At 44.1% G+C, this 25,573-nt stretch carries 1 protein-coding gene; it reads left to right on the top strand.

Translation table 11 applies throughout. The annotated features are described in order from the left end of the window. Positions 1–247: 247 nt before the first annotated feature. Entirely contained in the window at positions 248–25,573 is a 25,326-nt protein-coding gene (locus H9X96_RS14925; protein WP_187667066.1) for a choice-of-anchor Q domain-containing protein, read from the top strand.

Here is a 25,573-nt window from a genome sequence, read left to right as displayed (position 1 = left end):
TCTATTTTTTTACTAAAACAGTTGGTAATTTTATTGTGAAGCAAACTTTATTTTATAGCTTTGCCAATGGGTTGATTTTGTTATTTAAACCATCAATAAAACAACAATAATTTGGTTCTTTTTACAGATTTTTTCTTAAAAATGCCATAAAGCACAATTTTCTTTCTTTGGTGGAAAGCTGATAAACCATTTTGCCCCGCACATATTGAATCTTAATTTTTTCAAGAAGAAATCCCTTTGTCAAATTATGCGTACCTCCCTTTTTAAGGCCATTACTTTTTCCATTCTATTCTTTTCCGCTCTTCAAATTACCGCTCAAACTAAAATTTATGTAAATGCTGCCGCTACGGGTTCAAATACCGGTGCGGATTGGAATAATGCCTATACGGACTTGCTCAATGCCATTACTAAAGCGGCTACCGGAAATGAAATCTGGGTGGCAAAAGGGACTTATAGCCCTGGGACAGCGGCAGCGGCCACATTTGCGCTAAAAGCAGGCGTTAAAATTTACGGAGGTTTTGCAGGGACGGAGAGTTCATTGACACAGCGTATCGCAAATGCGGCAGGCTTATTCAGCGATAATGAAAGTATTCTTACTGGTAACAATGTCAACAACCATGTGGTCAGCAACCTTGTGAATGTTCCTAAAGAAACGGTTTTAGATGGATTTACCATCAGTGGAGGAAGAACCGTAAACAGTAACGCTTCAAATGTAGTGAATAGAGGTGCAGGGATCTATAATACTGCTGGATCTGCTGTCTTTCAAAACCTATGGATTAAGGAAAATATCGCCAGTAATTATGGCGCAGGATTTTTCAATAGTGGTACGCCGACTTACATCAACCTTGTTCTGGAGAACAATAGTTTTTATAACGCGGCCTTCAGTTACACCTTTGGTGCTGGGATGTATAATTCTGGAGCCGCTGTTTTCAAAAGTGTTTCTTTTATCAATAATACCGGGGCAAGCTCAGGTGCAGGACTATACAATACGGTAGTTTCTACCCTAGAGGATAATGTATTTAAAAACAATATTTCGACTATCAATGGAGGGGGATTAGCGAGTACGGTCTCTTTAACATTAGATCGGGTTAGCTTTATACAAAATACTGCCGGTCAGCAGGGAGGAGCGATTTACAGCTCGGGTGGAATGACGCTTCGGAATTCAATATTCAGCAGGAATAGGGTTACCGGGCTGGCTTCAAATCATATTGGCGGGGCCGTATATGGCATGAGCACTGCGCTGAATATCTTTAACTGCAGTTTTAGTAACAACTCCATTTCTTATACGGTTGCAGACAATAACACTTATGGAGGCGCACTGTATGTGAATGTGGCCTCGAATGTTTATAACAGTATTTTCTGGGGAAACAAAAGAGGCAACAGTGTAGAGGATCAGATTGGCGGGGTCAGAATCACGATGGAGCGTAGTATTGTCCAAAATAACTATTTATACGGGCTAAATAATATCATCGCTAACCCGGATTTTCGGAACGCAGAGGGAGATGACCTTCAATTAAAAAATGGATCTATAGCAATTGATGCAGGAGATAATTCCAAACAGAATGGCACGGCTGATTTCTCTGGCAATGTAAGGTTGGTTGGTGCGAACATAGACCTGGGGGCAATAGAGAGCCCTTCTGGAATGACAGCGACATTAGATCTTCTTCCAGGAAGCATTGCTGAACAGCAACGTGGACTACCTTACAACCAGCCGCTCAGCTTGAGAGGAGGTGCCACCGCAAGTAAATGGGAGATCACATTTGGGCTCTTGCCTCCCGGAATTAGCTTAAACACACAAACAGGACAGCTAAGTGGGATTCCGACGATTGCTGGAAATTATTCGGTCGTGATCAAAGCAACTAGTGGAAGTCTGATCGGAAGCAGACAATACAATTTTGCAATTAACCCGGGAGCAGCCAGATTACACGTGAACGTATCGGCAACAGGAATGAACAACGGGGTAGACTGGGCAAACGGATATACGAGGTTGCAAACGGCGTTGGCCATTGCTAAAGATGGAGATGAAATTTGGGTAGCGAAAGGAAAGTACAGCCCATTTTTACATGCTGACTCTGCATTCGCTATGGTTTCAGGTGTGAAAATGTACGGTGGCTTTGCAGGAACAGAAAGTAGTTTGACTCAACGATTGGCCGATGAATCGGGGAAATTCACAAGAAATGAGACCATTTTAAGTGGAAATGGAATCAATAAACACGTCATTTATAATGTGCTTGCCTTCTCTGCAAACACCTTGATGGATGGTTTTACCATCTCGGAAGGTTATGCAAATGGTACCTCAACGAATGGTCAGGGCGCGGGAATATACAATGGCTCCTTAGTAGGGAATGCCATATTCAATAACCTGGTAATTAAAAATAATAAGGCCAACACGCATGGTGGAGGGATGTTTAATGTGGCCGTCGCCTTAAAATTGACGAATGTTCTTTTTGAGAATAACGAAGCGACAACTTCAACCAGATACGGTGGTGGGTTGTATAATTCAGGGGCTAATGCCAGTTTGAATCAGGTTATTTTTAGGAATAATATCGCCGTTCAAGGGGCTGGAATATATAACGTAGCCGCAAAAGTAACCTTAACCGAAAACAGTTTTGAAGGAAATAATACCACAGCATTAGGGGCTGGTCTATTGAATACCGGAGAAATCAGCGTCACAAATAGTGTATTTAAAAACAATTTAACCAAGAGTTATGGTGGCGGGATGTATAGTTCCGGAACAGCAACACTGGATCAGGTATCCTTCCTGGAAAATTCGGCAGAATTAAGAGGTGGAGGGCTCTATGCCTTAACGACCATTACTTTGCGAAATGTGATTTTTAGTAAAAATAGTGTAACCAGTACCGCAGCAGCTTCTAATGGTGGAGGTATGATGGTGGAAACTGGTACAGCGAACATTCTGAATAGTACTTTCAGTCAAAATACCGTAGCGCTTACTGCTGCTGATGGAAGTTTTGTTGGTGCCGGTTTATGGGCTGGATCTGGTACGGTGAATATTCATAATAGTATTTTTTGGGCTAATAAAAGAGGGAACGACGTCGCAGACCAGATCGGTGGTGCGGTACTTAAAGATATGGCCAATAACCTTATCCAGAATAACTATACCTCCGGAACCAATAACCTGATCGGTAATCCTGATTTTGAAAATGCGGAGCAACATGACTTCCGACTTAAAAATGGTTCTATTGCTATTGATGCCGGAAATAATCTGAAGGTGAGTACGGAAACGGATTTTGCAGGAAATACAAGGATCATCAATGGAACTGTAGATATAGGTGCACTAGAGCATCCGATAGGAACGCCTGCTTCTTTAACCATCATGCCAGCGGAAATTCCAGCCCAGATTCGTGGGGCTAATTTCCAACAGGAGCTGAGCCTTAGTGGCGGTTCTGGTGCCGCACAGTGGTCGCTATTAACGGGAGATCTGCCTTTGGGAATTACGCTGAATGCCAATACTGGAAAGTTAAGTGGTATTCCAATGGTAGCCGGAACCTATGTTTTTGTATTGCGCGTATTACAGGGAGATAAAGTGGGAACCCGCCAGTATACGGTTGTGGTGAATGCAGGACTGACGAGATTACATGTCAATGCAGCCGCTTTAGGAAAAAATAGTGGGAACGATTGGGCTAATAGTTTTACCAGGTTACAAACTGCATTGGCACTCGCAAAAGATGGAGATGAGATCTGGGTAGCAAAAGGGACCTATAGTCCGTTTTTACATGTAGACTCTGCGTTCTCTATGGTTTCTGGCGTGAAAATGTATGGTGGATTTGCAGGGACTGAGACTGAGATCAGTCAGCGACAAGCCGATGCATCTGGGAAATTTACTGCCAATGAAACCATTCTGAATGGAAATGGAACCAATAAACATGTGGTATACAATGTCGTGGTCCTCTCTGCCAATACCCTGATGGATGGTTTTACCATCACAGAAGGGTTTGCAAATGGGACTTCCGCAAATGGATATGGAGCAGGAATTTACAATGGTGCTTCGGTTGGTAATGCAATTTTCAACAACCTGATCATTAAAAATAATAAAGCCAATATCTATGGTGGAGGGATGTTCAATGCTGCCATAGGTTTAAAATTGAACAATGTTCTTTTTGACAATAACGAGGTACTGACGAGCACTAGATATGGTGGTGGGATGTATAACTCAGGTGCCAATGCCCTATTGAATCAGGTTGTTTTCAGAAACAATACTGCCACACAAGGTGGAGGATTATACAATATCACCGCAATTAAAGTTGTCCTGACTGAAAGCAGTTTTGAAGGGAATACGAGTTCTGCATCAGGAGCAGGAATGGTAAATACTGGAGAGGTCAGTCTGAGCGATGTGCGCTTTAAAAACAATACCACTAAGACCTATGGTGGCGGGATGTATAGTACCGGAACAGCTGTACTTGACCGCGTCTCTTTTCTTGAAAATTCGGCGGAATTAAGAGGTGGAGGACTTTATACCTTATCTCTGGCGACGGTGCGAAATACGATCTTTAGTAAAAATGTGGTCACCAGTACTGCAGCCTCTTCTAATGGTGGCGGGATGATGGTGGAAAGTGGAACCGCTCATATTCAAAATAGTACTTTCAGTCAGAATACGGTAGCAATGACAGCTGCAGAGGGAACGTTTGCCGGTGGAGGTTTATGGGCTGGCCCAACTACAGTAAATATTTATAACAGCATATTCTGGGGCAATAAACGTGGGGCCAATGTAGAGGATCAGATCGGTGGCGCTGTGCTTAAAAACATGACGAACAACCTGGTTCAGAACAACTACACTTCCGGGATCAATAACCTGGTGGCTAACCCTGATTTTGAAAATCCGGAACAACATGATTTACGCTTAAAAAATGGCGCTATAGGAATTGATGCAGGTGATAACCTGCAGGTTTTTACGGCAACGGATCTTGCAGGAAAACCCAGAATTGTGAATGGAACAGTAGACCTTGGAGCTCTTGAAAATCCATTGGGAATGTCTGCTTCTTTAACCATTCTTCCGGAGTCATTAACGCCATTGACGCGTGGAGCATCGATTGAACTGCCGTTTAGCTTAAGCAATGGACCTGCTCCGGCAACCTGGGAGGTACTTACTGGTACCTTACCTTTAGGCTTAACTTTAAATCCCCAAACAGGGATAATCAGCGGAATCCCAATGATCGCTGGAACCTACGTTTTTGTGCTTCGTTCGGTTCAGGGAGCCCTCCTTGGAACAAAACAATATACCCTGGTTGTAAACCCTGGTGCCACAAGACTACATGTTAAACTGGATGCAACAGGAAGCAATAATGGTGTAGACTGGAAAAATGGATTCATCAAATTGCAAAGTGCATTGACCTTGGCAAAAGATGGAGATGAAATCTGGGTAGCCAAAGGAAAATATATCCCTACAGCAGTTCTGGATTCTGCGTTTTATATGGTTTCAGGAGTAAAGATGTATGGGGGATTTGCAGGTACAGAAACGAGTCTAACCCAGCGTAAGGCGGATGCGAATGGTAAGTTTACCCAGCAGGAAACAATTTTAAGCGGGAATGATTTTAACCGCCACGTCATCACCAATTCCACAGCTTTAGGTATAGAAACCTTATTGGATGGTTTTACCATTTCTAATGGAAATTCTAATCTTTCCGGTGCTGGAATCAACCATCTTGCTGCTGCGGCAAACGGTACTTTCAGGAACCTGATCATCAAAAATAATAAAGGGACCCAATACGGAGCAGGATTTTATAACCTGGCGCCGGCATTAAAAATTGATAACGTACTTTTTGAAGACAATATCCTGATTACAGGGCTTCGATATGGCGCTGGTTTATTTACCTCCGGAGCAAATGCGGTGATTAATAATGTTATTTTTAAGGGTAACCAGGGAACGATTGGTGGAGGTGTGTACAACTCCGGAATTGGCGCTACCATCAACAAAGCGATATTTGAGAATAACCTGGGTATAACCTATGGAGGGGCATTGGTGAATGCTGCAAATGTGACCAACCTGATCGTGACCAATTCCGAATTCAATAAGAACAGATCAGATGGTCATTCGGGAGCGATCTACAATTCGGGTACCATCACCCTGACAGATGCTGTTTTCAGAGAGAACACCGCGGCCTTGATTGCTGGTGCCATGAATAACGTGGGAACAAGTACGCTGGACCGGGTTGCTTTTATCGGAAATACTGCGGTACAAAATGGAGGGGCCTATTATGGAACAGTAACCAATACGATGAATAACGTTGTGTTTAGTCGGAATAAGGTGACAGGTTTGTTTAATGGTGGTGGATTGTATTTGTACAGTGGCACCTTAACCCTGACCAATGGAACTTTCAGCAACAACAATGTCGCTTTTGTGGCGGCGAATGCGGGTGGAGGTTTATTCAAAAATAGTGGTACGGTAAGAATTTACAATAGTATTTTCTGGGGGAATACCAAAGCTGGCGGAGTTCCAGATCAGTTGAACACTGGAATCAATGCGATCATCAGCAGTACTGTACAGGATGATTATACCACAGGAACAGCCATCCTGGTAGGAGATCCATTATTCAGCAACCCGGAAACAGATGACCTTAGTCTGAAAAGCGGGTCATTGGCCATCGACAAAGGGAATAATAGTTATACCACGACTACAAATGATATCGATGGTAACCCAAGATTTTACAATACGATTGTTGATCAGGGGGCATATGAAAATCAAGGTGGTGCTTCTTTAAAAATTACGCCAGCATCTCTTCCGGTGATGATACGCGGTGAAGCGCAGGATCTCCAATTACAAGCCAGCGGTGGTACTGGGGCCTATACTTGGGCGCTGTTGTCAGGAGATCTCCCTCCGGGAATTTCGATAGCTCCGGAAGGGAAATTTTTTGGCCGTGCGATGGTTCCAGTAATTGGCGGATATACATTTGTAGTTTCGGTTACGGATGGTACGCTGATCGGATCTAAACAATATACCGTAGAAGTACAACAGGCTCCAACTCGTATTTATGTCCGTGAAGGCGCAGTAGGTGCAAAGAATGGATCCAACTGGAACGATGCGATTACCGATCTTCAGGTAGCCCTGGCTCAAGCGGGAGCAGGGGATGAGATTTGGGTGGCCAAAGGAAATTACCTTCCAGGAACAGAGCTTGCTTCAACATTTACGCTGAAGGAAGGGGTTAAAATGTATGGTGGTTTTGCAGGTACTGAAGATGACTTATCGAAACGTGTGGCGGATGTAAATACGCTATATGGAACTCATGAGTCTATCTTAAATGGAAATGGAAGAAGTTACCACGTCGTAACAAATACAGCTGCATTAACTGCAGCAACGATTTTAGACGGCTTTAGTATTAGCGGAGGAAGAACAGCAACTGGAAGTACTTCCATTGCTTATAGTGCGGCTGGGATTTACAACAATGCAGGAACGGCCGTATTTAGAAATCTATGGGTTAAAAATAACAATGCCTATCAGGCTGGTGCGGGGATTTATAACAACAGTCCTGCTACATTCGAAAATATTCGAATGGAGAAAAATATCGTTTCAGGTGGTGTGGGTTATGGTGGTGGTTTATACAACCTAAATGCCCAGGCCAATTTTAGAAAACTGACCTTTGTAGAGAATGAAGGAATTCTTGGTGGGGGAATGTACAATTACCTTGGGGAGGTCAGACTGGAGGATATTCAGTTTTTGCGCAACAAAGCGACTACAGGAGGAGGAGCCGGTTTATACCATAGAACAGGTTTATTGACCATTAGAAAAGGAATTTTTGAAAGCAATATTTCAGCAACTACTGGTGGCGGGATTCTAAATGCCGGGGTTATTGATGCAGAGGATTTAACCTTTAAAGGAAATACTTCTGCAACTCAAGGTGCCGGAATATATACCAGTGGAACCTTAACCTTGAACCGTGGATCTTTTATTGCCAATATCGGCCTGCAGCATGGTGCAGGGATTTACAACAGTGGGGTAATCAGACTGGACAATATCATCTTTAGCAGAAATGCAGTAACCGGAGTGAATACCAGTGGATATGGGGCGGGCTTGTACCATGCCTCAGGAACTTCCACCCTTTCCAATACCACTTTTAGTAACAATACCACCGCTTATGTGCATGCCACAATTGCTACCGGTGCAGGCTTTTTCAAGGCCGCATCTGGAACAGCTGCCATTTATAACAGTATATTCTGGGGCAATAGGCGTGGTGGAAATGTAGTAGATCAAGTATCTGGTGCAGGATTAACCATTGCGAATGCTATCGTTGAGGGCGGCTATGCTACAGGAACGAATATCTCCATCGGGAATCCATCTTTTACAGATGCAGCTAATGATAACCTGCGTGTTAAACCAGGATCGGCAGCCATAGATGCCGGCGACAACTCGGCTACTGGAACTTCCAGAGATTTGGACATCAACGAAAGGGTGGTGAACGGTCAGGTGGATATGGGAGCTTATGAAAATCAAGGCGGAGCAAGCTTAGGCATTCTTCCCGCAACACTTCCTCAGGGAAGCAGAGGGGCGATCTTAAATCAACAATTTACGGCAAGCGGCGCTGAAGGAAAATTAAGCTGGACAGTGTCTTCAGGAAGTTTGCCACCAGGTCTTTCGCTAAGCTCCGGAGGATGGTTAACGGGCAGAGCGATGACCGCAGGGAGCTATACATTTGTCGTCGCTGTAACCGATGGACAGTTTATCGGCAGCAAGCAATACACTTACATCATCAATGCGGCCAGTACACATCTAATGACCAATGAGAAGGCAACGGGAAAAAAGGATGGTAGTGATTGGGAAAATGCCTATACCGATTTACAATCAGCCATTACCCAATCCATTGCAGGAGATGAAATCTGGGTGGCAAAAGGGAATTACAGCCCGGGATTACTCGCCACATCAACATTCAATCTAAAAGAGGGGGTTAAAATATACGGAGGCTTCGCCGGAACAGAAGCAACATTGGAAGCAAGGAAAATAACAGACATCAATACCACTAACAAAAGTATCCTGGATGGCAGCCAGGGGGTAGCAAGTTACCATGTTGTTTCCAATACCATTGCAGTAAGTAATGCCACTTTATTAGACGGATTTACGATTAGCGGAGGAAAAACCATCAACTCTAACAGCAGTAGTTTAGGCACAAACCACTATGGAGGAGGAATTTTCAGCAGCCTGGGAAATCCGATATTTAATAACTTGTTCATTACCGGTAACAATGCGGTTTATGGTGGAGGGATGATGATTTACGGAGGTACAGCCACCATTACCAATACCCAGTTTATTGGCAATACCACGACTGGTAGTTATGGAAGAGCCGCCGCATTATATATAAATAGTGGCGCAACAGGAAACCTGGACAGCCTTACTTTTGAAAACAATGTGGTAGCAGCAGGAAGTAATACCTACGCTGGTGCAATGATGAATTATGGTTTCACAAACATTAGCAATGCGACTTTTAAAAACAACAGAATAGAGGGAACGGGCTATGCGCAAGGTGGTGCATATTACCATGCTGCAGGTGCTTCCTCAAAAATATCAAAAACTACTTTTATTGAAAATACGGCGCTAACTGGTGGAGCGGCTTATCTGAGCACAGGGGTACTGGAACTGAAGGAGCTGAGCTTTATTGGAAATAGGGCCACAGGAATGGGGGGTGCCATCAATAGTGTGGGAACACCAGTATTAGACCGCGTTTCTTTTATTGCAAATGAGGCGGTACAACATGGTGGTGCTTTTTATTCCGGGGGTGTTGCCAAGCTGGACAACGTGATCTTCAGCAGAAATAAGGTCAGCTCTACGGGGAACTATTATGGTGGAGCGATGTATGCAACCGCCAATGCGACTTTGATCAATGTTACTTTCAGTGACAACAGCATTGCCAGAGCCGCAGCAGGGGGTGGCGCATTATTCCGTAGTGGCGGGACTGTAGCTGTTTACAATAGTATTTTCTGGGGGAATACTTATGGTGCCAATCTTCCGGATCAAATTTCAGGAGTGGTTACTGTTGACCAGAGTATTGTGCAGGGGAACTATTCGGGAGGGACAAATATTGTGATCGGGAATCCAATGTTTGTGAGTCCTGAGCAGGATAACCTTCGTCTGAAAGGTGGATCTCCCGCAATAGATATGGGAAACAACACCAAGATTTCTACCACTAAAGACCTCGATGGGAATCCTCGTTTAGTAAATGAAACCGTGGATATGGGCGCTTACGAAAATCAGGGGACAGCCAGTCTGATCGTTGCTCCAACAAGTTTGAAGGCCTATGATCGTGGTGAAAAACTGGAGGTTCCTTTAACTGTAACCGGTTCTACAAATGCATTAATCTGGAAAATTACTTCAGGAAATTTACCATCAGGAATTGTACTTAAACCTAATGGAGAGCTGTCAGGAAGAGCGATGGTTGCTGGGTCTTATATTTTTGTAGTTGGCGTAACCGATGGAGAATTGGTAGGCAGCAAGCAATACACTTTATTGGTAAATCCTGCTGCGGCCATTTTATATACTAATGTAGCAGCAAGCACTGGCAATAACGATGGGAGCAGCTGGGAAAATGGCTTTACCGATTTGAAAAATGCCTGGAACAAATCTATTACCGGAGATCAGATTTGGGTGGCGAAAGGAAAGTATAGCCCGGGCTTATTGGCCACAGACTGGTTTACCATGAAGGAGGGGGTAAAAGTTTATGGTGGTTTTGCCGGAACAGAAAACACGCTTGAAGAAAGACAGGCAAATACCATCCACAGCGACAATCAAAGTATTTTGGATGGTAGTCAGGGGGTAGCCAGTAGGCACGTCGTGTTTAACAATTTGGCTTTAACCACTGCCACGATACTAGATGGATTTACAATTAGCGGCGGACAAGCACTCGCTGCCGGAGATACAGACAACCACCGAGGTGGGGGTATCTACAATTATGCCACAGTAAAAGCCATTTTCAATAACCTTCAACTATTAAATAATAAAGCAGATCGTGGGGCAGGGATTTACAATCAGGGACCTGCAGTATTTACACACCTTCTTTTCCAGAATAATGAAGCCAGTGCTTATGGAGGGGGGATGTACAATCTAAATACCGCGATAACCCTAAACAACGCCACTTTTAAGCAAAATACCGCCAGACTTTATGCCGGTGGTTTTGCGCACAATGGTGGGGTATTGACTATGCTGAATAGCTCATTTATCAATAATACCTCCGGTCAGCAGGCAGGAGGGATGTATCACCTGGGAGGAACAGCTAACCTGGACAATGTGGTTTTCAGTAGAAATGCAGTCACCACTGTTGGTGCTTATTACGGAGGGGGTCTATATGTGGCAGCAGCAGCTACTTTAAACAACCTTACCTTTAGTGAAAATAGGATTGCCTTTACTCATGCCAGTACCATAGGTGGTGCCGGATTGTATCGTAGTGCGGGTGTGATCAATGTCAACAATAGTATTTTCTGGGGCAATAAACGTGGGAATGAAATTCCTGACCAGCTGAATGCCGGAGTAGGATTATACCATTCGCTGGTACAAGGCGGATACGCCACAGGAACAAATGTCCTGATTGGGGATCCTTTATTCGAGCAGGCAGCAACTGATCACCTACAGTTAAAAGGAGGTTCTCCGGGCATAGACGCTGGAGACAATGCGAAGAACAGCAGTACAACAGATGTTGCAGGAAATCCAAGGGTAGTTAATGATCAGATCGATCTGGGTGCTTTCGAGAATCAAGGTGGATCAGGATTGAAAATTCTGCCGGCAACTTTTAGCCCATTCTTAAGAGGGGTAAATCCAGCCATTCAGATGACGGCTACCGGCGGTTCAGGAAATTATACCTGGGTTATTCAGTCGGGCAGCTTGCCAGTCGGTTTGGTGTTGACACCTGAGGGGTTAATCACAGGAATGCCAACCTTAATTGGCAGCTATACTTTTGTAGCTGCGGCAACAGACGGTCAGCTGATCGGAAGTAAACAATATACCGTTACCGTAACCGGTGGTGCAGCCAGATTATATGTAAGTCAGTCTGCAAACGGAGGGAACAATGGTAGCAATTGGGCTAACGCCTTTACCGATTTACAACCCGCATTGGCGCAAACCTCAGCAGGTGATGAAATCTGGGTGGCCAAAGGAAGTTACACTGCCGGAACAACAGCCAGTTCTTACTTCATCTTAAAAGAAGGAGTAAAGATGTATGGTGGTTTCGCAGGAACAGAATCCCTATTGACAGAAAGAGATAGTACCGCAATTTCGGGGGTTAATGAAACCATCCTTGATGGAAGTAAAGGTATAGCAAGTTACCACGTGGTATACAATACAGCTGCTTTAACAGCGGCAACAGTTCTGGATGGTTTCAGTATTCAGGGAGGAAGATCACTGACTACTTACAGCTCTGGCACGAACGCCAATTACTATGGGGCAGGAATATACAATACTGCCGGATCGGCGATCTTCCGAAATCTTTGGATTAAAAATAACATTGCTACTTATGGAGCAGGATTATTCCATCAGGGAACGGCGAGTTATACCAATATCACTTTTAGCAACAATGAATCGAAAGGTTATACGGCAAGGGGATCTGCGGTTTACAATGGAGGAAATTTTAAACTTCAAAAGGGACTTTTTGAAAATAACAAGATCACGGAATCGACCAGCTATACCGGATATGGGGCCGGTATTTTCAATGCGGGAGCTTTGGAACTGAATGACGTTAGATTTATCAATAATACCATTAACAGCGGACAGGGAGGAGCGATTTACTCTAGCTCCGGAGCCATTGTGAAAATTAAAGAAGCAACGTTTGCAGGAAATAAGGCAACCACCGGTGGAGCCCTATTCTTTGCAAATGGCAGCCTTGATCTGTACGCAGCAAGCTTTAAAGACAACGCTGCAACAGCAACAGGAGGGGCAATTTATACGGGAGCTACGATGACCTTAAACCGCATCAGCTTTGCAGGCAATACCTCGGTACAACATGGTGCCGCCATCTGGTCTAGTGGAACATTAAAAATAGACAATAGTATTTTCAGTAGAAACAAGGTGAGCGCTACCGGAGGATATTTTGGGGGAGCCATTTATATCGGCTCGGGAACTGCCAATATCAGCAACGTGAGTTTCAGTGGCAACAGCATCAACTATATCAATGCAAGTGCAACGCTAAGTTATGGAGGAGCTTTGTACCGTAGCTCAGGAACAGTAAACGTTCATAATAGCATCTTCTGGAACAATAAGCGCGGCAACAATGTTGCGGATCAATTGAACGCAGGAATCATTGTCGGCAATTCTATAGTTCAAAATAATTATGCTGCCGGAACGGAGATTAAAATCGGAGACCCGATGTTTGAAGATGCATCCGCCGACAACCTTAAACTTAAAGGAGGTTCTCTGGCCATCAACGTGGGAGATAACAACTGGCAGACTTTCGATCAGGATCTGGCGGGCAACCCCCGATTGGTAAATGATGTGGTGGATCTTGGAGCTTACGAGCATGATGGCGCCGGACAGCTGATGATCAGCCCGGGCTTAATTCCAGACCTCAGCAGAGGGGCTTACCTGGATCTGCAACTTACCTATACCGGAACTACATTGCCGGTGACCTGGAGCTTCCAGGGAGGGAAACTACCCACCGGCCTGGTGTTCCTGCCTGATGGTAAATTAAGGGGCACGCCAACCTTAGTAGGGAGCTATACCTTTGTCATCGGCGCGACTGATGGAACAATAGCAGGAAATAAGCAATACACCGTAAACGTTAAAGAGGGACCAGTTAAGTTATTTGTACATCAGACAGCAACAGGCGACAATAACGGAAGCAATTGGCAGCATGCTTTTACAGATTTAACTGCAGCGATGGCGCAAGTCAAGGCAGGAGATGAAATCTGGGTAGCAAAAGGAACTTATAATCCGGGTGCTCTGGCGACTAGTTATTTCACCTTAAAAGAAGGTGTAAAAATGTACGGAGGGTTTGCCGGAAGGGAGTCCTTACTTACAGAAAGAGATAGTACAGCCATTTCTGCTGCGAATGAAACCATTCTGGATGGCAGCACTGGAGTAGCCAGTTACCACGTGGTGTATAATACCGCAGCCCTGACGGCGGCAACAGTTTTAGATGGTTTTAGTATTCAGGGAGGAAAATCACTGACTACTTATAGCTCTGGTTCCAATGCCAATTATTACGGTGCAGGTATATACAATACGGCCGGATCTGCCATCTTCAGAAATCTATGGATAAAGAACAACCTGGCCACTTATGGTGCAGGTTTATTCCATACCGGAGATGCGGAATACAGCAATATCAGATTTACGAATAACATTGCCAAAGGATCATATGCCCGGGGTGCTGCGGTCTACAATTCCAGGGGCTTTGCCTTAACTAAAGGCCTTTTTGAAGACAATAAAATCACTGAATCGGCTAGCTACACTGGTTACGGAGCCGCCATCTTTAATAGCGGTTTACTGGAACTGGAGGAGGTAAAATTTGTAAACAATACGATTGCCAATGGACAAGGTGGAGCGATTTATAACAATTCCGGAGCAGGTTTAAAAATCAGCAAATCGGAGTTTACAGGAAATAAAGCGACTACTGGTGGGGCCTTATTTATCGCCAATGGCTTCCCGGAAATTACCGATGTGATCTTCAGAGCGAATGCGGCAAACGGAATGGGAGGTGCAATTTATGCTGCTGGGACACCAGTCTTAAACAGGGTTTCTTTTATAGAGAATATCTCGCTGCAACATGGTGGGGCAATCTGGACGAATGGCAGTATCAGAATTGACAACAGTATTTTTAGTCGCAATAAAGTAAGTTCAACTGCGGCCCATTATGGAGGAGCAATCTATGTGAGCTCCGGAGAAGCATTGATCAATAACGTGACTTTTAGTAACAATAGCATCAGTTATATCAATGCCAGTGCAACTTTAAATTATGGGGGCGCATTGTATCGCAACTCGGGCGTGGTGACACTCCATAACAGTATTCTATGGGGCAATAAACGTGGCAATAATGTGATGGATCAGCTCAATGCGGGTATTGTTGCAGGCAGCACTTTAATCCAGAACAACTATGCTGCGGGAGAGGATATTAAGTTTGGTGACCCGATGTTTGAAAATGCTGCAGCGGATAACCTGAAACTAAAAGGAGGCTCTCTGGCTATTGATGCAGGGAAAAACAGCTGGCAGGGATTTGATAAAGACCTTGGCGGAAATCCACGTATCATCAATGACCTGATTGATCTTGGGGCTTATGAAAATGAGGGTGGAGAAAGCCTGATTCTAAATCCGATGACGATTGCGCCATTGAAAAGAGGAGCATATGCTGAAATTCAATTAACAGCGACAGGAACATTATTACCACTTACCTGGAGCTTCCAGGGAGGTAAATTGCCAACCGGATTGGTCTTCCTGCCGGATGGTAAATTAAGGGGAACGCCAACCGTGGTGGGCAGTTACACTTTTGTAATTGGTGCAACTGATGGCACGATAGGTGGAAATAGACAGTATACGGTTAACATTTTAAATGGCTCAGGAAGGTTATTTGTACACCAGGCGGCAACCGGAGATCAGAACGGAAGTAACTGGCCAAATGCTTTTACTGATTTACAAGTTGCCTTAGGGCAAACTTCTGCTGGTGATGAGATTTGGGTGGCCAAAGGGACTTATAGTCCGGGCTTGCTGATCAGTTCTTACTTCAACCTAAAAGAAGGCGTGAAGATCTATGGTGGTTTTGCTGGTACAGAAACCTTACTTACAGAAAGAGACAGTACAGCGATTCGTGGTGCCAATGAAACCATTCTTGATGGTAGCCAGGGTAAGCCAAGTTATCATGTGGTTTACAATGCCACAGCGTTGACTAATGCTACTGTGCTGGATGGATTTTCTATTCAAGGAGGAAATGCAGGAACCAGCTATAACAGCTATTATTACAATGGCAATTATTATGGTGCCGGAATTTACAACTCTGCAGGTGCGGCAGTTTTCAATCACCTATGGATTAAGAATAATGTGGCCAGTTATGGTGCTGGAATTTACCACAGTGGCAATGCAACTTATAGCAATATCATCTTTAGCAACAACCGTACAACGGGTAATTATGCTAGAGGTTCCGCCGTTTATAATGTTGGTGGATTTAAGCTTAAAGGTGGTGTTTTTGAAAACAACAAAATCATTGAATCGGCGAGTTATCCGGGTTATGGATCTGCCCTGTTCAACGCAGGGATGGCAGAACTGACGGATGTCCGGTTCGACAATAACACGATCACCAATGGACAAGGAGGTGCGATTTATAGCAACTCCGGAGCCACTTTAACCATCACCAATGCCAGTTTTAATGCCAATAAATCTACTACCGGAGGGGCTGTGTTTATTGCCAATGGAACACCGGTATTTACGAATGTGATTTTTAAAGACAATATCGCAACAGGAAGTGGTGGTGCAATTTACGCCAGCGGAACATTGACCTTAAACAGAACATCATTTACCAATAACACTGCTGCATTACATGGCGGAGCGATTTGGTCTAACAGTGTGTTTAAGCTTGACAACAGTACTTTTAGCAGGAACAGGGTGACTTCGACAGCGGCTAATTATGGCGGAGCGGTTTACCTATACTCCGGAACGGCAGTGTTAACGAACAACAGTTTCAGTAACAATAGCATCAATTATTTCAAGACAGGTACGGTAAACTATGGTGGTGCGATCTACAGAAATGCAGGAACAGTTACCTTAAACAATAGTGTGCTTTGGGGGAATACCAGAGGATCCGATACACCAGATCAGCTCAACCTGAACATTAAGGCAAACAATTCCCTGATTCAGGGAGGTTATGCAGCTGGTGCAAATATCATTGATGCTGAACCGATGTTTGTGAACGCAGCAGCGGATAATCTAGGACTTACCGGATGTTCGCCAGCGGTAAATACGGGAGATAATAACCTGGTAGCAGCAGGCAGCAAAGATCTTGCTGGGTTAGAGAGGATCAAATCGGAATGGGTAGATATGGGTGCTTTAGAATACCAGCAAGAGGTAATTGAGGTGAAACCTGCAGCAATGCCGCAAGGGAATCGTGGGGAAAGCATCAGTGTACAATTACAAGGAGTTGATGGGGCTGGAAGCACAGCAGGCAACTATACCTATCAGGTGATTTCTGGTAAACTTCCTGATGGGTTATCAATGACTCCATCTGGATTCCTCACAGGAAATCCAATTGTAATTGGTAAATATACTTTTGTTGTTAAAGCAACTGATGGGAACTTATGTGGTCATCGGATGTACAACATGGAAATTGTGGCGGGTACAGGAGTGGTTCGTATCCTGGTAAACCAGGCCGCAGTTGCTGGTCAGAACAACGGAAGTACCTGGGATAATGCCTATCTCGATTTACAAAACGCCTTAAAAGTCTCTTTACCTGGGGATCAAATCTGGGTAGCGAAAGGGACATACAGTCCTGGGCCACTCCTAACCTCGACCTTCCAAATGAAAGAAGGGGTTAAAATATACGGTGGTTTTGCCGCCACGGAGAACCTGCTTTCAGAAAGAGATACGCTAAACACAAGAACACTTAATCAAACGATATTAGACGGTAAAAACATCAACAGACACGTTATTTTCAATACGGCAATTTTAACAAAAGCAACGGTTCTGGATGGATTTACCATTACCGCCGGACGTACGGCAATTGGTGGTAGCGGCAGCGAACCTTATATCGGAGCGGGTGTGTATAACAGTCGTGGGGCGATGATCTTTAACGACCTCTGGATTAAAAATAACAATGCCAGCAGTTATGGCGGAGGGATGTACAATGCCGCGGCATCGGTGCTGACAAAGATCACTTTTGAAGGCAATACGATCAGTACAGGATCTTACCCTTATGGCGGTGGGTTATACAATTCAGGCGCTGCAACTATGAATAACCTAGAGTTCCTAAACAATACGGCAAACTATGGCGGCGGACTGTACCATGTTACTGCAGCACTGAACTTGAACAATGTGGTTTTTAAAGAGAATAAAGCAAATCTGATTGGCGGTGGATTCTATGCTTACAGCGGTAAGATTACCGTAGGTGGAGCTGCATTTATCGCAAATACTTCGGTACAGCATGGTGCCGGTTTATACCAGTACGCTTCAACATTGACTTTAAACAATGCGATTTTCAGCAGAAATAAAGTGAGCAGTACTGCCGGATATTTCGGTGGTGGTTTCTACCAATATACAGCGACATCTACTTTAAACAACGTTACGTTCAGCAATAACAGCATCGGTTACGTGAATGCTTCCATTAACAAATATGGCGGAGGTATTTACCGCAATGCAGGCACACTGACTTTGCAAAACAGCATCCTTTGGGGAAATAAACGAGGAAATAATGTCGCAGATGAGTTAAACCTGAATGTAAAAGTGAGCAATGCCCTGATTCAGGGAGGTTATGCGGCTGGAAAAACAGTAGTTGATGCGAATCCAATGTTCAACCTGACAAACCCTGATGATTTATCTTTATCTGCATGTTCTCCAGCTATAAATATGGGAGATAATGTGTTTGCTGCGGGATTAACCAAAGATATCACTGGTCAGAACAGGATCATGGCAGATGCGGTAGATCTTGGTGCTTATGAAAATCAGCAGAATAGAATTATGGTGGGTCCGGCGGCATTGCCGGAAGGGATCCGTGGACAAAAGTACCTGCAGCAAATGACTGCGACAGGTGGCAACGGTACCTATACCTATGCCATCAGCTATGGTAAATTACCAGACGGATTGTTGATGAGTACTTCAGGAAGCATTACTGGCAGACCGATTAATAATGGAATCTACACCTTCAACGTAACGGCAAATGATGGCCACCTTTGTGGAAACAGGCTGTATACGGTAGAAGTGAAACCTGGGATCGGTGGGGTTCGTATTTATGTGAACCAGGCCGCTAGCGGAATGGACAATGGTGCCGACTGGACCAATGGTTTTCTTGATCTTCAAAAGGGTTTAAGTTCTGCCCTGGCTGGAGACACGGTCTGGGTGGCAAAAGGAAAATATAACCCAGGTCTTAAAGTCACAAACTACTTTACTTTGAAAGAGAATCTGAAGCTATTTGGTGGTTTTGCAGGGACGGAAAATGAGCTTTCAGACCGGGTTCCGGAAACCATTTCGACGACAAATGAGACGATTTTGAGTGGGGAAAACAGAAGTTACCACGTCCTCTATAACCGTGTTGCCTTAACCAATGCGACCATTGTAGATGGGTTTAGCATTTCAGGAGGAAAAACCGCAATGGGATCTAATTCCAGTAATGAAGCCTATTATGGGGCGGGAATTTACAATGCTTTAGGAAAGGTGATCTTTAGAAACCTTTGGATTAAAGACAACACTGCCTATAATTATGGAGGAGGTGTTTTCAATAGTGGCGCTGCTGAATTTAGCAATATCATATTGGAGAATAACACTGTAGTTACCGGAGGCTATGCCTATGGTGGTGGGATGTACAACTCCGCAGCGTCGAGTTTTAGAGATGTAAAATTCATCAGCAACAAAGCAAAGCATGGTGCTGGACTATTCAATATCAGCGCTGCCATCACGATGGATAAAGTCGATTTCAAAGACAATGCAGCAGTGATTAGCGGAGGTGCCATCTACAATTCTACCAATGGGAAACCAGCCATCACGAATGCTAAATTTATTGGAAACACGGCGGTACAGCATGGTGGAGCGATCTATCAGTATTCAGGAACTTTAAACATCAGCAATGCGGTCTTTAGCCGGAATAGGGTAACAAGTACTGGCGGTTATTATGGTGGTGCATTGTACCATTATAATGGGGTAACCAATCTGGTGAATACTTCGATGGCCAATAATAGCATCGCCTATGCGAATACTTCCGCAGCCAACCAATATGGTGGAGCGGTATATCGTTATACTGGAACGCTGAATATTTACAACAGTATTTTATGGAATAACAAACGAGGAAATAAAGTAGCCGATCAGCTGACTACGGGCATCATTGTAGCCAATAGCACTATTGAAAATGGCTATAAAACCGGCACATTAATTTTAACTAAGGATCCTCAGTTTAACAATCCTGATGGGGATGAACTCTCGCTTTCGGCATGCTCTCCTGCCATCAACATGGGAGACAACAGTAAGGTTGCCGGATTGGGTCTGGACCTTGCCGGAGCCATCAGAATTCAGCACAATACCGTAGATATCGGGGCCTATGAATTCCAGGGATTATACCTGGAAAATGCAGAACAGCAATTGCCGGCAGCAGATCAGTGGAGCCCTTATACCCATCAGGTTACTTTGGCTACGGCGGGCAATTATATCTTTAGTCTTTCCCAGGGCTTATTACCTGATGGGATGACTTTAAGTCCGGGGGGAGTCATTTCCGGAGAAGCAAGTGAAGCTGGAGAATATGAGTTTATCCTTGCGGTAGCCGGAGATAATGTATGCGGTTCACTGAAGATTAAATTGAAAGTGAATCCAAGGGAACCTTATATCATCGAGGTCTTGAAACCTTATCCTCTCCCAGTTAAAATTGATACAGGAACGCCATTCGATCAGTTAACGCTGGTCCCTCAGGTAGAAGTGATCATGAGTGATCAGAGCCAGGCGAAATTCCCTGTTACCTGGTTGCCGGGTGATTATAACGGGAACGTAGAAGGACTGTATACGGTGATCGGAAATATTATAGTGCCCAAGCCAGAAATGAACAGGAACAACCTGACCGCCACCGCTAAAGTTGCAGTGATTGATCCGGTTTACCCTTATATCATCGCACTGGAAGAATTTCCGCCAGTTTATGTATGGTATGGAATACCTTTCTCAGAAGTATTGCCGCAATTGCCAAAGCAGGTTCGTGTAACCTATGACGACCGCGTGACTACAGATATGTTAAGCCTAGTCTGGAAACAAGGATCATATGACCTGAAGTCTGGCTTGTATCGCTTATATGCAGATCTGGTCTTGAAAGAAGTTCATGCCAACCCTGCCGGGTTTGAAGCTAGTGTAGATGTGTATGCGCAACATGATATTATTTCAGTTGAACCCTTAGCAGATATTACTGTGCCTTTAAAGACGCCAGTAGCCAACCTGCCATTACAGTCTTCTATCCGTGTGACTTACCATGATCAGACCACAGGCTTCCTGAATGTGATTTGGGATACGGCTATTTATACCCCAAACAAAGGAGGTGAATATGATCTGAATGGAGCTTTACAGTTGAAACCATTGACTTCAAACAGTAAACGCCTAACCGGAGAGCAGAAGGTGATCATCCGTAAAAACATCACTTCAATATTGCCAGTTCCAGCAGCGAGCACACCTTACGCTACTGAGTTTGACGATGTAGAGTTACCTAAAACAGTTATGGCGAAGTTTGATGATGGGACAACAGATACGGTAGGGGTAGAATGGAAACCTGGAAAATACAACCCAATGGTTTCCGCTGATTACAATTTATTAGGTACACTACTTCACAATTCCAGCATCGATAATACCAGTAATCTGGAAGCAAAAATTGTTTTAACGGTACTTCCAAAACCAAAAAATATCGTGTCCATTGCAAAACCAGATTCTGTAAATGTCTCTTTTGGGACCTTGGTGAATGCAATTGAAGCGTTGAAATTAGCGATTCCTGTAACCTATGATGACGGCAGTAACGGAACGTTGAACATGACCTGGGATGCGGAGGGTTATGATCCATTGAAACCAGGGTTCTATACTTTTGATGGTGATCCGATCCTGATTCCTGGAGTTGCAAATAAGGATATGCGCAGTACATCCATCACAATTATCTTAGGTAAAAAAGAGATCATTTCGGTTACAAATCCTGCATTAATCAATGTGAAATATGGAACCGAAACAGATCAGATTGGCTTACCAGATGAAGTGGCGGTGAGGTATAATGACCAGTCGGCGGGCACAGAAGGTGTACTTTGGAGTTCGGCTACCTACAACCGTTTACAGGAGGGAAGTTATACTTTCAAAGGAGAAATTGTGATCCATGATCAGATTGAAAATCCGAATATGAAGTATGCGGAAGTGGTCGTAAAAGTTGGACCGAAACCATTAACAGTAGTGTCTTCTATTCCTGATTCTTTGAACATCCCTTATGGTACGGATTTCAATTCGGCGAAATTATTGTTCCCGAAAAAGGCTGCGGTGACTTATGACAACCTGAGTTCAGGGAGCTTAAATGTCACCTGGCTGGAAGGCGATTATCTAGCGGATGAACCAGGTGCTTACCAGTTGATCGGAGAACTGGAGACTCCGGATGGATTCATTAATCCAGATAGTGTAAAGGCAAATTTAAAAGTGAATATTGGTAAACGCATCATCAAATCTTACCTGAGTCCAGATGCCTTAACGGTGTTTTTTGGAACGGATGCGGGGTCATTAATTTTGCCGGATGCACTGATGGCAGAATTCGTAGACGGAGGAATGCAGGACCTGGGTGTAAGCTGGGATTTGAGCAACTATAATGGGAATATGGAAGGAGAGTATGTCATCAATGGCACATTTATCCTGCCGGATGATATCGAAAACGCTAAAGGAATTATTCCTAAGATAGAAATCAATGTATTGCCAAGAGCCAAAGAAATTATCTCTTTAAAGGCAGATACGCTAGCGGTGGTTTATGGGACGAAACTGACAGATCTTGTTTTCCCTGTTCTTCGCAATGCGAGATTGGATGATGGAACAGACCTGGATATTCCGGTGATGAATCCTTCATTTGAAAGCTTGGATTACGATGAAACACAGTCGGGAACCTACCTCTTTGAAGGGGAATTGGAGTTGCCGCAAGGGGTGCAAAATCCAAAGAATTTACCAGCTCAGGTTTGGATTAAGGTGGGTAGAAAAGAGATCGTATCAATCGCAGCAATTGCGCCTTTAAGCGTTCCTTTCAACACCAGTTTTGATGCTTTAACTTTACCGGAATCCGTAAAAGTAATTTACAATGACCAGTCTGAAGACTTGTTGCCGGTAGATTGGCTAAAAGGGAATTACAATGAAAAATTAGCAGGTACCTATATTCTTCCGGGAACCATGGTTGTCCCTGATGAAATTGACAACCCTAAACCTCTGCAGCCAGCGATCAGTGTAACTGTTGCGGAGAAGATCAGAACGTTAGTCTCCATTGCAGCAGATTCTATTTCAGTAGTGAATGGAACCGCCTTAAATGCCTTGGGCTTGCCTGTTCAGGTATCTGGTGTATTTGATGATGGCTCTACAGAAATGATCAGCCTGAAGACCTGGGAAAATACAGATTACAATCCTTTTGAAAAAGGGGCTTATGAATTCATCGGAACGGTTACCCTTCCGGTAAATACCGAAAACCCGAACGACATAACGGCGATGTTAAAGGTAAAAGTGGAAGCTAGATTTGTGGTTTCTGTTGCGGCTATTCCAGATATGGTTGTGCCTCATGGAACATTATTCAGTAATCTGGCATTGCCATCGATGGTGGATGTGACTTACAATAACCAGCAAACTGAACCACTATCGGTCTTATGGGAGGAAGGAACGTTCAATGGAAATATCGCTGGAGATTATGTGTTGAATGGTATACTGCTGCCGGATAGCCCTGAAGAAAACAAGGATAATAAATCTGCCAGTATTAAAGTAAGTGTGCAGGTTCCTCTGCTAATGATCAATACGGTGACGGTAAATTCTCCAATACATTTTCCATTAGGCACCAGTAAAGCTCAGGTGATGGCGCAGCTGGGTGCTACCTTACCGGTAAGCTACACAGTTGGCAGTACCGGTGTTGTCGGAGTAGATTGGGAATCTGCGGATTTTATAGAGAACGAGGTGGGTAGTTTTAACTTCACCGGAATCCTGGATCCAGCAGTTGGGGCTTCAAATCCAACAGATATTACGGCTAAAGTGGAGGTGATTATCGATCAGAAAAACATCATTGATGTAGCACAATCTCCGGCATTAGTAGATGTATATGGAAAGTTGTTCAGCGCATTGGAACTGCCCTTAACGGTAAAGGTGACCTATGACGATCAAACTACTGAGGAGTTACCGGTACTTTGGGAAGAAGCAGGTTATCAAAGTAATCTCTTACAGGAACAGACGATCAGTGGGCTTGTTCAATTGACCAGTGACATTAGAAATACTTTGGACCTGAAAGGGAAAATTAAGATTACCCTGCAGAAGGATATCGATTCTGTAGCGGTGATTGCGCCAATAACAGTGGCTTATGGTACACCGTTTTCAGGATTAGGATTACCTGCTTCAATAGCAGTGTCTTATAATGATGGCTCTACAGAAAACCTGGCGGTTAGCTGGGATCCTGCAGTTTATGTCGCAGCTCCGATTGTTGATTTACTGATGGTTGGGGAGTTAACATTGGCAGCAAACACCTTCAATACTGGCTTGAAAACAGCCCTGGCTGAGATCCGGGTTCAAAAAGCAAGTCAGGTGATCAATTTTACCGCGATTGCCAATAAGCAATACGGTGATGATGCTTTCCAGTTGCAGGCGACAGCTTCTTCAGGTTTGCCAGTTACTTTTGAATTGTTAGACGGATACCTGAATCTGAACGGCGATTTAGTCACCATAGAGGGTGCCGGACAAGTGATCATTAAAGCTGTTCAGGCCGGCAGTGCATTTTATGAAAAAGCAGAGGCAGAACAAAGATTCGTCATCAGTAAAGCTTTACTGACCGTTCATGGAGATAGTTTGAAACGTTACTTTGCACATGAAAATCCATCATTTACCTATCAAATGGAAGGCTTTAAATATGGAGAAATAGCGTCGGGTATAAGGGCAGCAACAAAACTAACAGGAGAACCTGAGGCTAATACTACAGCTACTGTGGCGAGTTTGCCAGGTGTTTATCCTGTGGTACTGGGAATTGGCAGTTTACAAGCAGACAACTATGACTTTGCTTTTGTAAACGGATCTCTTGAGATTTCCAGATTGTACCATACCATTACCTGGGAAAGTAATGGTGGAACAGCAGTGGCCCCACTGGTTGTAGAAGATCAGGCCTTAATTACTCCTGCAGTTACGACGAAAGAGGGAGCAGTTTTTTATGCCTGGTATAGTGACCAAAATATGGAAACTGTTTTTAATTTTGGCCTCCCAATTACAGAAAGCATTACGCTTTATGCCGATTGGAAATTGAATCCATTGCCGGCATCCGGAGCGATCAGCATGAAGATGGTGGCAGATTACATGCTCGCCATCGGAGAAATAAATGAGACAGAAAGAAAAGCACCATTCTCTTTGGCATGGTTGAATGGTAAGAGCCACTTGGAGGATCAGGATCCACCATTTAAACTGACGGAATGGTATGGTTATGCACCGGTTAAAAAGCCACTGTTAAAAACAGTTGCAGTAAGTGCTCAAAATACGACTGCCGTGCTTACTGGTATGGCTTTAATCAGCGATGGCGGGTCGGCACTTACCGAATCTGGCATCTGTTGGAGCACCGTGCCAAACCCTACACTGGCAGACGCAAAAGTGGCGTCAGGAGCGGATGCTTCGGTCATTAGCCTGGAAGGTTTGAGTACTGGAATCCCGTATTATGTGAAAGCTTATGCGGTAAATAAATTAGGAGTAGCCTATGGAAATGAACTGGCCTTCCTGATCAAAGAAGATGGACAAATAGAAATTGTAAAGAAATAA

Origin of the sequence: Pedobacter sp. N36a (assembly GCF_014472395.1) — a bacterium.
Lineage (GTDB): Bacteria > Bacteroidota > Bacteroidia > Sphingobacteriales > Sphingobacteriaceae > Pedobacter.
This window is presented reverse-complemented; position numbering and strand designations above follow the sequence as displayed.

Excerpts from the sequence above, each read along its gene's own strand:
- H9X96_RS14925 (WP_187667066.1), top strand. The coding sequence starts at position 248 with ATGCGTACCTCCCTTTTTAAGGCCATTACTTTTTCCATTCTATTCTTT.